Genomic DNA, 14289 nt, shown 5'->3' on the forward strand with positions numbered 1-14289 from the left:
TCAGGAGGTTCTGAGCGGCCCGGTGATCTCCTCACCGATGGCGAATCCCTTGGCGGGTCCCTCGGGGACGACCACCTCGGTGCCGTACGGCATCCGCACCTCCGACGAGTACCGCGCCTCCTCGGGCACGGGGCCGGTCAGCAGGCTGACAGTGCCGTGGCCGTCGTAGTCGTCGACGATCACGTACACCGGGATGCCGGCCCGGGCGTACGCACGCCGCTTGCGGCTGCGGTCACGCTCGATGCTGTCCTTGCCCGGGGAGACCACTTCGACGATCAGCTGCACCGCGGACGCGGTGATCCCCAGGTCGTCCACTGTGACCTGTTCCTCGGCGTCTTCCGCGGCCACGAACACGTCGGGGATCCAGATCTTGTGCTTGTGGATGACATTCATGTCCTGGAGCGCCGCGAAGGTGCTGTCGTCCAGGAACCGGTCCAGGGCTCGGCGCAGGCGATTGGCGGTCCGGCCATGGGAGTAGCGACCCGTGGGTGACACCTCGATGAACCCCTCGACGATCTCGGCGCGGTAGCCCTCGGGGAGTTCCATGGCTTTCCATGCCTGCCATAGGACGTCGTCAAGGTCCGACGGTGGGGTCGTGACCTTCGGCATTACGGCCTCCAGCGTCTCGTGGGCGAGAGCGGTCATGTGCAGCACCTCCTCTGAGTGTGGGCGTCGCGGACCGGACGGCACAAGCGACTCTCCGATGCTCCAGGGGCAGCAACCCATGCCGCAGGAATATGCCGAGCCTTCACTCGGACGGGGAGTCGTCGCCGGACGAGGCAACCAGAAGCCGCCGGGGCTCGTCTCCTGGGGTGGGAGTGCAGCCCGGGACGACGCTGTTCCGGAGGCGAAAGCCGACCCTGTCAAGTGTGACGGTGGTCTCACCGCCACCTCTCCCGGGTGGCCCGCCAGGCCTCCGGGGCTGGTCGCAATCCCCGCCCTGACCTGCGGATCTACAGGCCCGGCGGCATCGCCGATCCGCTCGGATCGGGGGGCGGCGGGGCAGGATACTGCAAGATCTCGAAAAACAGGGGGCAACGTGGGAATTCTGTCCCGATTCCAGTCGTTGTTTCCTTCGGAAGCGGGCACTCGGGAGAGTGTCCGGGCAGCCGCACCAGTGCAGCCGAACCACCGCACCACCGCGACCGAACTCATCGCAAGGGAGCACGCATGGCAACCCGCGCCGTCGCCCGTCGTCAGTCCACGAGCAGCGCTCGCGCTGTGGGCGGGGAGATCGCAGACCGCGACCTGGTCGGCATGTACCTGGACGAGATCGCACGCACCCCGCTGCTCGACGCGGCCAAGGAAGTCGAGCTCTCGCAGATCATCGAGGCGGGCGTGTACGCCCAGCAGATCCTCGACGGCGCGATAGAGCGCAAGGGCAAGAAGCCCTCCCAGGAGGATCTGGAACTCCTTGCCGCCGAGGGCGAGCGGGCCAAGGAAGTCTTCATCCGCTCCAACCTCCGCCTGGTCGTCGCCGTGGCCCGCCGCTACCCGCGCAGCGGACTGCCGCTCCTCGACCTCATCCAGGAGGGCAACGCCGGCCTGGTCCGCGCCGTGGAGAAGTTCGACTACGCCAAGGGCTTCAAGTTCTCCACGTACGCCACGTGGTGGATCCGCCAGGCGATCACCCGTTCCATCGCCGACCAGTCCCGCACCATCCGCCTGCCCGTCCACCTGGTGGAGGAGCTCGGCCGGATCCGCCGGGTCCAGCGCGAGTTCAACCGCGAGAACGGCCGCGACCCGGAGCACGCGGAGATCGCCGCCGAGCTGGACACGACGGAGAAGCGCGTCGGAGACGTCCTGGACTGGGCGCGCGACCCGGTCAGCCTCAACATGGGCGTGGACGAGGACGGCGACACGCAGTTCGGCGACCTGCTGGAAGACACCTCGGCCATCTCCCCGGAGCAGTCCGTCCTCTCCCTTCTCCGCACGGAGGAGCTGGAGGACCTGCTGGGCAAGCTGGACCAGCGAACCGCCTCGATCATCAAGATGCGTTACGGCATCGACGACGGCCGAGAGCGTACGCTGACGGAGGTGGGCAAGCAGCACGGCCTGACCCGCGAGCGGATCCGCCAGATCGAGAAGCACGCGCTGCTCGAACTGAAGAAGATGGCCCGCGACACCGGCTTCGACGCGGTGGCCTGACCGGCCCGAGCAGAAGCCCCCAGACGAGCCCCCGGCGCCTATCCCCCCCAGGCGCCGGGGGCTCCCCCTTTCCCCCAGCCCCTCAACGGCACAACCCAGCGCCTCCGGGCACAACCCAGCCCCTCCGGCGTTTGAGGAGCGGGGTCTGGGGCGGAGCCCCAGGGTCTTTCCGGGTCCGGGCGACGCCCGGGGAACGGTGGAAGGGCGGGTAGGGGACAGCCCCGCAGGGCCCGACCCGGCCTGACCACGGCTACGGCTGAGCCCCCGCCGCCCCGGCCAGCCGCGCCCCCAGCACCCGAGCCGCCTCCACCAGCGCCTCCGGCCCGTGCACGGTGAACGGCACCCCCACCAGCCCCAACCGCGCCACCAGCCACTCAGGCGAGTCCGCAGACTCGAACCGCACCCGAACCCCACCCGCCTCCAGGCCCCCGGCACCACCGCCGGCCCCGGCACCACCGCCGGCCCCGGCACCGCCGCCGGCCCCGGCACCCCCCACCGCCCCGGCCCCCGGCTCCGCCACCACCCGCTCCCGCAGCCACCCCGGCAGGGCATCCGCACCGGCGAAGGTGACGTCCACCAGGTAGGTCCCCCCACCCCGCAGCCCCCGCCGCACGAACTCCACCGCATCCATCGGCAGCTCCCGCTTCGCGAAGCGGACCCCCGTGGCGCCCGGCTCGCTCACCCGGTCCACCCGGAAGGTCCGCCAGTCCCCGCGCTCCATGTCGTACGCCACGAGGTACCACCGGCTCCCGGTGCTGACCAGCCGGTACGGCTCCACCAGCCGCCGCGAGGCCGCCCCGTCCCCGGCCAGGTACGCGAACCGCAGCCGCTCCGGGCCCGCCACTGCCGAGGCGATGGCCGTCAGGGTCCGCGGATCCACCCGCGCCCCGTCGCCCCGCGCCACCGCGACCGTCGCCGACTGCAGCGCGCCCACCCGCCGCCGCAGCCGTCCCGGCAGGACCTGTTCCAGCTTCGCGAGGGCTCGTACGGAGGCCTCCTCCACGCCCTCGATCGCGTGCCCGGCCCCCGCCCGCAGCCCCACCGCGATCGCGACGGCCTCCTCGTCGTCCAGGACGAGCGGCGGCATCGCCGCGCCCGCCACCAGCCGGTAGCCGCCTTCCGCGCCGAGCGTGGCCTCCACGGGGTATCCCAGCTCCCGCAACCGGTCGATGTCCCGCCGGATCGTGCGGGAGCTCACCCGCAGGCGCTCGGCCAGCTCGCTGCCGGGCCACTCGCGCGGGGTCTGGAGGAGGGAGAGCAGGGAGAGGAGGCGGGCCGGGGTATCGGTCATGGTTCAAAGGTGCCAGCCAAATAGGACACCAACTGACCTACATGCCGTCTAGGTTTCTCCTCATGAGCACCGAGACGACCCTGTCATCGCCCGAAGGAAAGAACGGGCCCGTACAAGAAGAGCGGACCGACCTGCCCGCACAGACCACCTCGATCGGCAAGGCCGACGCCGGATCCGACGGCGCCGCAGACGCGAGCGCGACGACCGGCGGCGAGCCCGAGGCCCCCGCCGACCGCCTCCGCTGGATCGCGCTCGCCATCGTGATGACCGCGTCCTTCATGGACCTGGTCGACGTCACGATCGTCAACATCGCGATACCCAGCATGCGCCAGAACTTCGGCGCCTCCACCAGCGCGATCCAGTGGATCACCGCCGGTTACGCCCTCGCCTTCGCGGCCGGTCTGATCACCGGCGGCCGTCTCGGTGACATCTACGGCCGCAAGCGCCTCTTCCTCGTCGGCGTCTCCGGATTCACCGTCGCCTCGCTGCTGTGCGGCATCGCGGCCAATCCGTCGATGCTCGTCGCCTCCCGGCTGCTCCAGGGCGGCATGGCGGCCATGATGGTCCCGCAGGTCCTGGCCATCATCCACGTCACCTTCCCGCCGCACGAGCGCGGCAAGGTCTTCGGCATGTTCGGCGCGATCGTCGGCCTCGGCGCGGTCTCGGGCCCCCTGCTCGGGGCGCTGCTCACCGAGTGGAACCTCTTCGGTCTGGAATGGCGCACGATCTTCCTGATCAACCTGCCCGTCGGCATCGCCGGCGTGATCCTGGGCCGCAAGTTCATCTTCGAGTCCAAGGCACCCAAGGCCCTGCGCCTCGACCTGGTCGGCGTCGTGCTGGCCACCACCGCCCTGGTGATGCTGATCTTCCCGCTCACCAACGGGCGCGAGAACGACTGGCCGCTGTGGGGCTTCGTCTGCATGATCGCCTCGCCCGCGGTCTTCGCCGTGTTCATCGCGTACGAGAAGCACAAGATCAAGAAGGACGGTTCCCCGCTCGTCGAGCTGTCCCTCTTCAGGATCAAGAGCTTTGCCGGCGGCATCACGGTCCAGCTGACCTTCGGCCTGGCCACCGGCATCTTCTTCCTGGTCTGGACGCTCTACATGCAGATGGGCCTCGGCTGGAGCCCGCTGCGCGCCGGCTGCACCGGCATCCCGTTCTCCATCGCCGTCTCCGTCGCCGCCGGCCTCTCGGTCGAGAAGCTCGTACCGCGCTTCGGCCGCAAGGTGCTCCAGGCCGGTGCGCTCGTCATGGCCGCGGGCCTGCTCCTCTACATCTGGGAGTCCGCCCGCTACGGCATGGAGATCACCTCCTGGCAGATGGCCGCCCCGCTGATCGTCATGGGCATCGGCATGGGCCTGATCGTCGCCCCGCTGAACGACACCGTGCTCTCCCAGGTGCCGGCCGAGCACGCCGGCTCGGCCTCCGGCCTGATCAACACCACGGGCCAGATGGGCAACGCGCTCGGCCTGGCCCTGACCTCGGTCGTCTTCTTCGGCTCGATCGAGGACGACCGGATGTTCGGCGCCCCTTACGTCGAGGCCTTCCGTGGTGCGCTGTGGTGGGTCACGGGGGTGCTCGTCGTGATCTTCGCGGTGATGTTCGTGCTGCCGCGCAGGTCGGTGCCGATGGACCAGCGCGAGGGCGGCCCGGTCCAGGCCGGCTAGCACTCGCTCTTCTTTCTGACGGGCATGTGCGCTTCTGTTGGCGGGCATGCCCGTTTGTTTTGTTTTCAGCCGCAAACGGGCGTACGATCCAAGAGAACCCACAGAGTCGGGCATCGAACGGATCTGAAACCACATGTACGCACCGGAGCGCCAGCAGGAGATCCTCCGCCTCGCCCGCGAGGCGGGCCGGGTCGACGTCCTGTCCCTGGCCGAGCAGTTCCAGGTCACGGCCGAGACCGTGCGCCGCGACCTCAAGGCCCTGGACCGGGCCGGGCTCGTGCGCCGGGTGCACGGCGGTGCCATACCGGCCGGCCGCCTCGACTTCGAGCCGGACCTCACCGAGCGCGAGGCCACCGCCGCCGACGAGAAGGACCGCATCGCGGCCGCCGCCCTCGCCGAACTCCCCGACGCGGGCAGCATCGTGCTCGACGCGGGCAGTACGGTGGCCCGCCTCGCGGCGGCCGTCCCGGTCGACACCGCGCTCACCGTGGTCACCCACGCGCTGCCCGTCGCCGCCCGGCTCGCCGACCACACCGGCATCGACCTCCACCTCGTCGGAGGCCGGGTCCGCCACCGCACCCGCGCCGCGGTCGACGCGTGGGCCCTGCGGGCGTACGCCGAGATCCGCGCGGACGTCCTCTTCCTCGCGACGAACGGCTTCTCGGCCGAAGGCGGCCTGACCACCCCCGATCTCGCCGAGGCAGCCGTCAAGCGGGCCGCCATGGCGGCAGCCCGCCGCGTCGTCCTCCTCGCCGACTCCGTGAAGGCGGGCCAGGAGCACTTCGCGCGCTTCGGCACCTTCGCCGACGTCGACCTCCTCATCACGGACCAGGGGCTCAGCCCCGCCCACAAGGCGGCGATCGAGTCCGCCGGTACGGAAGTTGTGCTCGTATGATCCTCACCGTCACCCCCAACCCCTCCCTCGACCGGACCTACGAAGTCCCCTCGCTGGACCGCGGTGAGGTACTGCGCGCCACCACCGACCGGGTGGACCCCGGGGGCAAGGGCGTGAACGTCTCCCGGGCGGTGGCCGCCGCGGGCGTCCGTACGACGGCGGTCCTGCCGCTCGGCGGCGCACCGGGCACGATGATCGCCGAACTCCTCGGCGCGCAGGGCGTGGACGTCACGGCCGTCTCCATCGCCGGACAGACCCGCTCCAACATCTCCCTCGCCGAACCGGACGGCACGCTCACCAAGATCAACGCCGCCGGCCCGGCGCTGACCGCCGAGGAGTCGGCGCTCCTCCTGGAGACGGTCCGCACCTGCTCGGGCGGCGCCGCCTGGATCGCCTGCTGCGGCAGCCTCCCGCGCGGCCTGAGCCCCGAGTGGTACGCCGACATCGTGACCCAGGCCCACGCTGCCGGCGCCCGCATCGCGCTGGACACCTCCGGCCCGGCGCTGCTCGCGGCGCTGCCGGCCCGCCCGGACGTGATCAAGCCGAACGCCTCGGAGCTCGCCGCTGCGGTCGGCCGGCCCCTGGCCACCCTCGGCGACGTGCTCAAGGCCGCGGAGGAGCTGCGCTCGCTGGGCGCGGGCGCGGTCCTGGCCTCCCTGGGCGCGGACGGCCAGCTCCTGGTCTCCGAGGAGGGCATCCACTACGGCACGGCGGCCGTCTCCTCGGTCCGCAGCAACGTCGGCGCGGGCGACGCGTCCCTGGCCGGCTTCCTGATCGCGGGAGGTACGGGCCCCGAGGCCCTGGCCTCCGCCCTGGCCCACGGCGCAGCCGCGGTCCAGCTTCCGGGCAGCGCGATGCCCGCCCCTTCCGACCTGCGCCCCGACGCGGTCCACATCACCCAGGACCTGCCCCTGGACCTCCCTCTGTCCGAAATGAGCGACGAGCGATGAGCGAGATGATCACCCACGAACTGGTCGACCTCGACCTGTCCGCCGAGTCCAAGGAGGGGGCGGCACGTGCCCTCGCCGAACGGATGGTGGCGCTGGGCCGGGTCACCGACCTGGACGGCTTCCTGGCCGACGTGGAGGCGCGCGAGGCCCAGATGCCGACCGGCCTGGAAGGCGGCATAGGCATCCCCCACTGCCGGTCCGCCCACGTCACCGCGCCCACCCTGGCCTTCGGCCGCTCCACCTCCGGCGTCGACTTCGGCGCCCCGGACGGCCCGGCGGACCTGATCTTCCTGATAGCCGCCCCCGCCGGCGCCGACGACGCCCACCTCTCCATCCTCTCCACCCTGGCCCGCCGCCTGATGCGCCCCGACTTCGTGACGGCCCTCCGCACGGCGCGGACCCCGGCGGAAGCGGCGGCCCTGGTCGCGGGCGAGCCGGTATCAGCCCCTCCGGCGTTCGAGGAGCGGGGGTCCGGGGGCGGAGCCCCCGAAGGGGTCCGGGGCGAAGCCCCGGTTCCGGGAAGGGGCGGGGTGGGGGAGAGCCCCGCAGGGCAGCCCCCGTTCCGCATCGTTGCGGTCACCTCCTGCCCCACGGGCATCGCCCACACCTACATGGCGGCAGAGGCCCTCACCCAGGCCGCACGAGCGGCGGGCATCGACATCACGGTCGAAACCCAAGGCTCCGCCGGCTTCACCAAGCTCACCCCCGAAAGCATCACCGCCGCCGACGCGGTCGTCTTCGCCCACGACGTCCCGGTCAGGGAAAGGGCCCGCTTCGCCGGCAAGCCCACCGTCGACGTGGGCGTCAAGGCCGGCATCAACCGCCCGGCGGAACTCCTCCGGGAGGCCCGCGACAAGGCCGCCCGGGGCGAGACCACGGACCACGCCCCGACCCCGGTCGAAGAGGCCGGGGAAGAACAGGACGGCTACGGCGCGAAGCTCCGCACCTGGCTGATGTCCGGCGTCAGCTACATGGTCCCCTTCGTCGCCGCGGGCGGCCTCCTCATCGCCCTCGCCTTCGCCATCGGCGGGTACGAGATCAACAACGCCCCCTCGGTGGCCGAGCACTTCGTCTGGACCGAGGCCGCCAGCTGGGCCGCGCTCCTCTTCCAGACCGGCGGCCTCGCCTTCGGCTTCCTCGTCCCGGTCCTCGCCGGCTACATCGCCTACGGCATGGCCGACCGCCCGGGTCTCGTCCCCGGTTTCGTCGGCGGCGCCGTGGCCCTGACCATCAACGCCGGCTTCCTCGGCGGCCTGATCGCCGGCCTCATCGCGGGCGGCACCGTCCTCGCCGTCCAGCGGCTGAAGATCCCCACCGCCCTGCGCGGGATCATGCCGGTGGTGGTCCTGCCGCTCATCGGCTCCGCCGTCACCGCGTTCCTGATGTTCCTGGTCGTCGGCAAGCCCGTGGCCTCGCTCCAGCAGGCCCTCACCGACTGGCTGTCGGGCCTCTCCGGCGCCAACGCGATCATCCTCGGCGTCATCCTCGGCCTGATGATGTGCTTCGACCTCGGCGGCCCGCTCAACAAGGTGGCCTACGCCTTCGCCATCGGCGGCCTCGCCACCCCCAACGAGGGCAGCCTCAAGGTCATGGCCGCCGTGATGGCCGCCGGCATGGTGCCGCCGCTGGCGATGGCGCTGGCCACCACCGTCCGCGGCCGGCTCTTCTCCAAGACCGAGCGCGAGAACGGCAAGGCCGCCTGGTTCCTCGGCGCCTCCTTCATCAGCGAGGGCGCCATCCCGTTCGCCGCGGCCGACCCGCTGCGCGTGATCCCGGCCTCCATGGTGGGCGGCGCGGTCACCGGAGCACTCTCGATGGCCTTCGAGTGCACCCTGCGGGCCCCGCACGGCGGCATCTTCGTGATCCCGCTGATCGGCAACCCGCTGCTCTACCTGATCGCCATCGCCGCAGGTACGGCCACCAGCGCCGGCCTGGTCATCCTCCTCAAGGGGATGCGCAAGCAGGATGAGCCCCCGCAGCAGGCGGGGGCCGCCGAAGCGGCGCCCCTGCCGGAGCCGGCGAAGGTCACCGTCGCGGCCTGACCCGACCCGACCCGAACCGCCCCCGTCACCTCACCCGCGCGCGGAGCTCCATGGCTCCGCGCGCGGCCGTTTCGGTCTCGTAGACCTCGCACATGTGCCGCCCGTCCGGCGTCACCGTGTGCTCGACCTCCCACAGGCTGAACTCGCTGCCGTCGAGCAGGACGAAGGAGTGCTCGTACAGGCTGAAGCCGGCGTCCCGCCCGTCCGCCAGGCACTGCCGGGTGCTGCCGAACACCTGGGTGATCTGGTGCGCGTACGCCGACCGCAGGAGCAGGGCCACCTGCTCGCCCGGCCGGTCCGGGTTCTCCGCACGGCGCAGCACCCGGCGGGCGTGGTCCGCGGACTCCTCCACCGCGTACTCGCGGTGCCGCCGGGCCGGGGTCGGAGGGGTGAACAGCGCGCTCAGCACGGCGATGTCGCTCTCCGGCTCCTGCTCGACCGTCACCTCCACGAGCTCCCGCGCCACCTGCGAGGGGACCTCGCCGAAGAGCCGGGCCGCCGCGAGGCAGGTCTCCGCCTTGCTCGCGAAGACCTCGTACCGTATCGACAGGTCGGAGTCCTGACGGTGCGCCAGCTCCCACAGGACCACGGAGTCGCCGTCGGACAGCAGGTAGGCGTGCCGGTGTATCTCCCGCCAGGGTCCCGCCGCAGGGCTGCGCCGGGTGGTGTGGAGGGTGGACCTGTGGGCGAGCGCGGTGCCCAGGCGCTCGACCAATGCGTCAGGCAGGTCGAAGGAGTTGAGGGCGCGGCCCAGGAGTCGCTCGAGGTGCGCCTCGGTTGTCTCGTGCGGATCGCTCAAGGTGGGTCTCCAGGCCGTCGCAGCTCGTCACTTCGCGGAAGCTCAACGTAACCCCTGGGTCTGACATCACGTCCGGGGTTCGGTAAAACGTCCGGGAAGCGTCAGGGGTTCCAGCCACCCCTTCAGGTCAACCTCCATGTCGATGAGCATGGTTGGGCCGGATAGCGGGCACAAGGGCGGGAGCATGACCGTATGGCAACAAATACCGTGGGCGTCCCCCGCCAGCAGGGCCGCCCCCAGAACCGCAAGGACGCAGAACCGATCGCAGCTCCCCGCGCGCTGGCCTGGGTACTGCTGATCACCGGGGCCGCCGGAGTGCTGGCCGCCTGGGTCATCACTCTGGACAAGTTCCTGCTGCTGGAGAACCCGAACTTCAAGCCCGCCTGCAGTCTCAATCCGGTGGTCTCCTGCGGCAGCGTGATGAAGAGCGAGCAGGCGGCGGCCTTCGGCTTCCCCAACCCGATGCTGGGACTGGTCGCCTACGGGGCGGTCGTGTGCGTCGGCGCCTGCCTGCTGGCCGGGGCCCGCCACCGCGGCTGGTTCTGGCTCGGCCTGAACGCCGGAATGCTCTTCGGCGTCGGATTCTGCTCCTGGCTCATGGTCCAGTCGCTCTACGAGATCAACGCCCTCTGCCTGTGGTGCTGCCTGACCTGGGTGGCAACCCTGGTGATGTTCTGGGCGGTCACCGCGCACACCGTCCGGACGGGGATCCTCCCCGCGCCCGCGCCCGTACGGACCTTTTTCGCCGACTTCGGCTGGGCCCCGCCCGTGCTGCACACCGGCGTGATCGGGATGCTGATCCTGACCCGGTGGTGGGACTTCTGGACCGGCTGAGGCCGCCGCACGACATGCGAGGGCCCCGGCAGCTGGACGCTGCCGGGGCCCTCGTCACTTCACGACTTCACACCGCAACTTCGAACGCGTCGCTCCACGCGGGAGCGGAGATCAGCTGTTGGCGGAGAGGTTGCCCGAGAGGACCGGGATGTTGTCCAGGATGTGCGAGAGCGGCTCGTCGCCCTTGGCCTGGGTGGAGTTCTCGGTGCACTGCTGGTTCTGCGGGTTGGACAGGACGTTGATGTCCTGGACACCGATGTTGAGCAGCGCGACCAGCGACTGGGCGTTGACCTTGGCCGGCAGACCGATGCAGGGCTTGTTCAGGGTGCCCTGGACGACTCCGAGCTGCGGGCTCATGTCACCGTGGGTCTTCTGGTTGCCGTACGCCTGCACGGCGCCGTTCCCGTTGACGGTGTTGATCCCGTTGTCGTTGCCGATCGCCATGGCGGGGGCGGCAGCAGCAGCGCCCGCGCCGACGGCGGCGGCGGTGACCGCGGCAGCAGTCATGATCTTCTTGAGCATCTTGATCCTTATGTCGCACGAGTGCCCGCTAGTGGAGCGCTCTGATCAACTGCCCCGCCAGAGGGTTGGTTCTGCTGCTTCACTCAAACGGCCTGTCTGCGTGCAGGTTTTCCCCGCGTGGGGTGAGCCGCCCCCGGACGCGTGCGCGAAGCCCGTACGCACCCCGCAGCGGCATACGGGTGGCCGCGCTCCTGTTGCGCTCCGTGGAACCCCTTCGCACGGTGGGTAAGGAAGCGGATCGCTCGGGTCCGCTTCTGAGCGACCACCAGAAGGAACTTCCATGCACCGCACCAAGGCCTCCCGCATCCGCGTCCTCGTCCCGTCGGCCCTGGCGGTCGTCATACTCACCGGCGCGGCAGCTCCCGCGGGCGCCGCGGAAGGTGCCGGTGCCGCCGCGAACCGGGTGGCGGCAGCCCAGGAGGAGATCAACGAGAGGGTGGCGGCGGCGGGTCCTGTCGAAGACGCCCTCGCCGCGGTCTCCAAGATCCTGGCGGACCTGACCAAGAGCCTCGGCACCCTGCTCCCGGGGATCAAGATCCCCGAGATCAAACTGCCGACGCTCCCGGCGCTGCCGTCGGTCCCCGCGCTCCCGGCCCTGCCGGAGATCCCTGCGATCCCGGAGATCCCCGACGTCCCGATCCCGGACGTCCCGATCCCCGACGTCCCGATCCCCGATGTCCCGGCGCTCCCGGTCTCCGATCCCGCGGCCCCGCCCGCGAGTTCGCTGCCCGCCGCGCCGGCGGTGCCGGGGACACCGACGGGCCTCGTCCCGAAGCTCCCGTCGTTCGCCCAGTTCCTTCCCTAGGAACGGGAACGGATCCGCACGCGGTTACGACTATTGGGCTGAACAGGTCTGATCGCGTGCGGAACCGTGTCGTCTGGGATGGTGGACCGTTTCGCTCGATGTGAGCCCCGGAATCGGGGCAGAACATCGAAGAGAAGGTGCACTTCCCATGAACACTGCCAAGAAGGCCGCCCTGGTCCTGGCCACCGCTGGTCTCGCTGCGGCCGGTGCCGCCGGCTCCGCAATGGCCGACTCCCAGGCCGAGGGTGCGGCCGTGGGTTCCCCCGGTGTCCTCTCGGGCAACCTGGGCCAGGTCCCGGTCCACGTTCCGGTCAACGTCTGCGGCAACTCCGTGAACGTCATCGGCGCGCTGAACCCGGCGTTCGGCAACGTCTGCGTCAACGACTGACGTTCGACGCACCACGTGACTGTGGGCGCCACCGGCGAGGCCGGGGGCGCCCACAGTCATGTCGGCGGGAGAACGGGCCGGGTCCGTCAGTGCTTGGGTCCGCCGCCGTTGAGCTTCACCCCGCCGAGCAGCGGGGAGGCCTGCGTGGCCCCGTTGGCGAGGTGCATCACCTCGGCCGGAGCGTCGTTCTTGACCTCGTTGACCTTCTGGACGGTGGTCACGACCTTCCCGACGCTCTCGCCCTGCTCGGCCAGTCCGTTGCCCACGGTCTGCGGCAGCGCCGCCGATACCGGGTTCACCGAGTCGGTGACGGCCGTCAGCCCGCTCGTCAGGCTCATGGGGACGGCCGGCGCCTCGGTGGCGGCGAAGGCGGGGGAGGCGGCGCCGAGGGCGGCGACGGAGCCGGCGACGACTGCGGCGACCTTCGAGAGCTTCATTGTCGGAATCCTTTTCTAGGGGTGCCCAGTGGCGACCGTCGCGCCACTTTCGACCTGGTTAACGATTCCCCGGCGCCACGGAAACGCAGAACCGAACACGGCAACGGCCGGAGAATCCGACAAGGGACTCTCCGGCCGATATTTTTTCCTATTACCGTTATTGCCGTCAGGCGGCGTTACGGGACCTGCGGTACAGAATCGCGCCACCCAGGATCAGGGCCGAGGCGAGCGCCGCCGCGGCGCCGGGCTGGCCGGCACCGGTCGCGGCCAGTTCCTGCCGAGTGGGTCCCGTGGGGACCGCCGCGACGGGAACGGCCTCGGGGGCGGGCGCGGGTGCCGGGGCCGGGGCCGGAGCCGGTGCGGGAACCGGTGCCGGGGCGGGCAGCGGTGCCGGGGGGAGCGGGACGGGCAGGTCACCGGCGGGGGCCGCCGGCGGCTGGTCGGCCGGGGGCACTACCGGCGCCGGGTGCTCCACGACCTGGCTGCCGTGCGGGGGCATCGGCGCGGGAGCCTCCTGCACGACGGGCGCCGGAGCGGGGAGCGTGTGCGGAGCCTCCTCCACTACGGGAGCGGGCGCGGGCGCCGGCGCCGGAAGCGGCTGAGGGGCCTCCTCGACCGGTGCGGGTTGCGGCGCCGGGGCGGGAGCAGGCGCCGGTACGGGCTCGGGCTGCGGTGCGGGTGCCTGCTCTACGGGCGCGGGCGCCGGTGCGGGAGCCGGGTGCTCCGCCTCGGGCGCGGGCAGCGGCTTCGGCGCGGGGGGCGCGTGCTGCGGAGCCGGGGGGTGCTCGACGTGCTGCTCCGGCGGGTGCTGCGGCCGCGGCTCGGGCTTCTCCGGGGCGGGGTGGTCGTCGCACTCCTCCTCGCCGGAGCCGCCGGAGTCCCCGTAGCCGCCCTGCGGGCCGGGGCCGTGGTCCTCGTGGCCGCCCTGCGGGCCGGGGCCGTCTTCGCCGTAGCCGCCCTGGTGGCCGGATCCGCGCTCCTCGTATCCGCCCTGGTGCTCGGGGCCGCGGTCGCCGTAGCCGCCCTGCTCGTGCCGGTCCTCGCGCCGGTCGTCCCGGTCGTGCTGGTCGACGTACCGGCGGACCTGCTCCGCCTGCTGCGGGCTGAGATAGCGCTCGTAGTCGTGTCCGGCGTCGGAGCCGGTCGTGGTGGCGCAGTTGTTGCCCATGGCGGGGTTGAGGCCCGCTCCGGCGTCCACGGTGTTGCCGCACACGTTCGGCGAGAAGGTGATCGGTACCGAGACGCTGTTGCCGGCCAGCACGCCCGGTGAATGGGAGGCCTCGGCCATCGCCCCGGGTTGTGCGTAGGCCGCGCCGGTCGCGATCGACAGCAGACTGGACGCGGCGGCCGCGGTGAGCACCCCCTTGCCCAGTACCTGTCGGCTCAGTACCTGTCGCATGGGTCCTTCCCTGTCTACCGGCCCTGCGGCCGGTGCTGAATCGAAGGTGGCCTCGGAGTGCACCGCCGTGCACTCCGAGGCCACCCCGAGGAGGTCTGCCCTTGCGGGCACA

At 71.4% G+C, this 14289-nt stretch carries 14 protein-coding genes; 8 read left to right on the forward strand and 6 right to left on the reverse strand.

Annotation, left to right across the window (positions count from 1 at the left end; genetic code table 11):
* Positions 1 to 645 (reverse strand): Uma2 family endonuclease, encoded by a 645-nt coding sequence (locus ACZ60J_RS18225; RefSeq protein WP_469682981.1) that lies wholly within the window; start codon positions 643 to 645, stop codon positions 1 to 3.
* Positions 646 to 1170: 525 nt separating this feature from the next.
* On the opposite strand from ACZ60J_RS18225, the gene ACZ60J_RS18230 reads away from it, so the two are divergent.
* Positions 1171 to 2148 (forward strand): sigma-70 family RNA polymerase sigma factor, encoded by a 978-nt coding sequence (locus ACZ60J_RS18230; protein ID WP_469682983.1) that lies wholly within the window; start codon positions 1171 to 1173, stop codon positions 2146 to 2148.
* 250 nt (positions 2149 to 2398) lie between these two features.
* Here ACZ60J_RS18230 and ACZ60J_RS18235 read toward each other — a convergent pair whose 3' ends face one another.
* Positions 2399 to 3439, reverse strand: a complete 1041-nt coding sequence (locus tag ACZ60J_RS18235; RefSeq protein ID WP_469682985.1) for a helix-turn-helix transcriptional regulator — start codon at positions 3437 to 3439, stop codon at positions 2399 to 2401.
* A 263-nt stretch (positions 3440 to 3702) separates the two neighbouring features.
* Here ACZ60J_RS18235 and ACZ60J_RS18240 point away from each other — a divergent pair, with 263 nt between their 5' ends.
* The 4 genes from ACZ60J_RS18240 (at position 3703) to ACZ60J_RS18255 (ending at position 8993) form a co-directional block, all read left to right on the forward strand.
* On the forward strand, positions 3703 to 5106 hold the full coding sequence (locus tag ACZ60J_RS18240) for an MFS transporter (RefSeq protein WP_469683280.1): 1404 nt from the start codon (positions 3703 to 3705) through the stop codon (positions 5104 to 5106).
* Positions 5107 to 5239: 133 nt separating this feature from the next.
* A complete protein-coding gene (locus tag ACZ60J_RS18245; protein WP_469682986.1) occupies positions 5240 to 6001 on the forward strand; it encodes a DeoR/GlpR family DNA-binding transcription regulator in 762 nt (253 codons plus the stop codon).
* Positions 5998 to 6951 (forward strand): 1-phosphofructokinase, encoded by a 954-nt coding sequence (gene pfkB, locus ACZ60J_RS18250; protein WP_469682988.1) that lies wholly within the window; start codon positions 5998 to 6000, stop codon positions 6949 to 6951. The genes ACZ60J_RS18245 and pfkB overlap by 4 nt, the downstream gene beginning before the upstream one ends.
* A complete protein-coding gene (locus ACZ60J_RS18255) occupies positions 6948 to 8993 on the forward strand; it encodes a PTS fructose transporter subunit IIABC (protein WP_469682989.1) in 2046 nt (681 codons plus the stop codon). Before pfkB ends, ACZ60J_RS18255 begins: the two co-directional genes overlap by 4 nt.
* Positions 8994 to 9018: 25 nt before the next feature.
* Here the strand turns inward: ACZ60J_RS18255 and ACZ60J_RS18260 are convergent, their stop codons facing one another.
* A complete protein-coding gene (locus tag ACZ60J_RS18260) occupies positions 9019 to 9792 on the reverse strand; it encodes a DUF6227 family protein (RefSeq protein WP_469682991.1) in 774 nt (257 codons plus the stop codon).
* Positions 9793 to 9984: 192 nt separating this feature from the next.
* On the opposite strand from ACZ60J_RS18260, the gene ACZ60J_RS18265 reads away from it, so the two are divergent.
* Positions 9985 to 10626 (forward strand): vitamin K epoxide reductase family protein, encoded by a 642-nt coding sequence (locus ACZ60J_RS18265; protein ID WP_469682993.1) that lies wholly within the window; start codon positions 9985 to 9987, stop codon positions 10624 to 10626.
* A 111-nt stretch (positions 10627 to 10737) separates the two neighbouring features.
* Here the strand turns inward: ACZ60J_RS18265 and ACZ60J_RS18270 are convergent, their stop codons facing one another.
* Positions 10738 to 11148, reverse strand: a complete 411-nt coding sequence (locus ACZ60J_RS18270) for a rodlin (RefSeq protein ID WP_250737635.1) — start codon at positions 11146 to 11148, stop codon at positions 10738 to 10740.
* Between the two features lie 280 nt (positions 11149 to 11428).
* Here ACZ60J_RS18270 and ACZ60J_RS18275 point away from each other — a divergent pair, with 280 nt between their 5' ends.
* Together ACZ60J_RS18275 and ACZ60J_RS18280 are read left to right on the forward strand one after the other, a co-directional pair.
* Positions 11429 to 11953, forward strand: a complete 525-nt coding sequence (locus ACZ60J_RS18275; protein ID WP_469682995.1) for a hypothetical protein — start codon at positions 11429 to 11431, stop codon at positions 11951 to 11953.
* A 148-nt stretch (positions 11954 to 12101) separates the two neighbouring features.
* Positions 12102 to 12341, forward strand: coding sequence for a chaplin (locus ACZ60J_RS18280; RefSeq protein WP_469682996.1), 240 nt, complete (start codon positions 12102 to 12104; stop codon positions 12339 to 12341).
* An 86-nt stretch (positions 12342 to 12427) separates the two neighbouring features.
* On the opposite strand, the gene ACZ60J_RS18285 is transcribed toward ACZ60J_RS18280, so the two are convergent.
* Complete coding sequence (locus ACZ60J_RS18285) at positions 12428 to 12778, reverse strand: hypothetical protein (RefSeq protein ID WP_469682997.1); 351 nt, start codon at positions 12776 to 12778, stop codon at positions 12428 to 12430.
* A gap of 166 nt (positions 12779 to 12944) precedes the next feature.
* On the reverse strand, positions 12945 to 14177 hold the full coding sequence (locus ACZ60J_RS18290) for a chaplin (RefSeq protein WP_469682999.1): 1233 nt from the start codon (positions 14175 to 14177) through the stop codon (positions 12945 to 12947).
* Positions 14178 to 14289: the final 112 nt, after the last annotated feature.

The organism is Streptomyces sp. NPDC104226 (genome assembly GCF_055584085.1).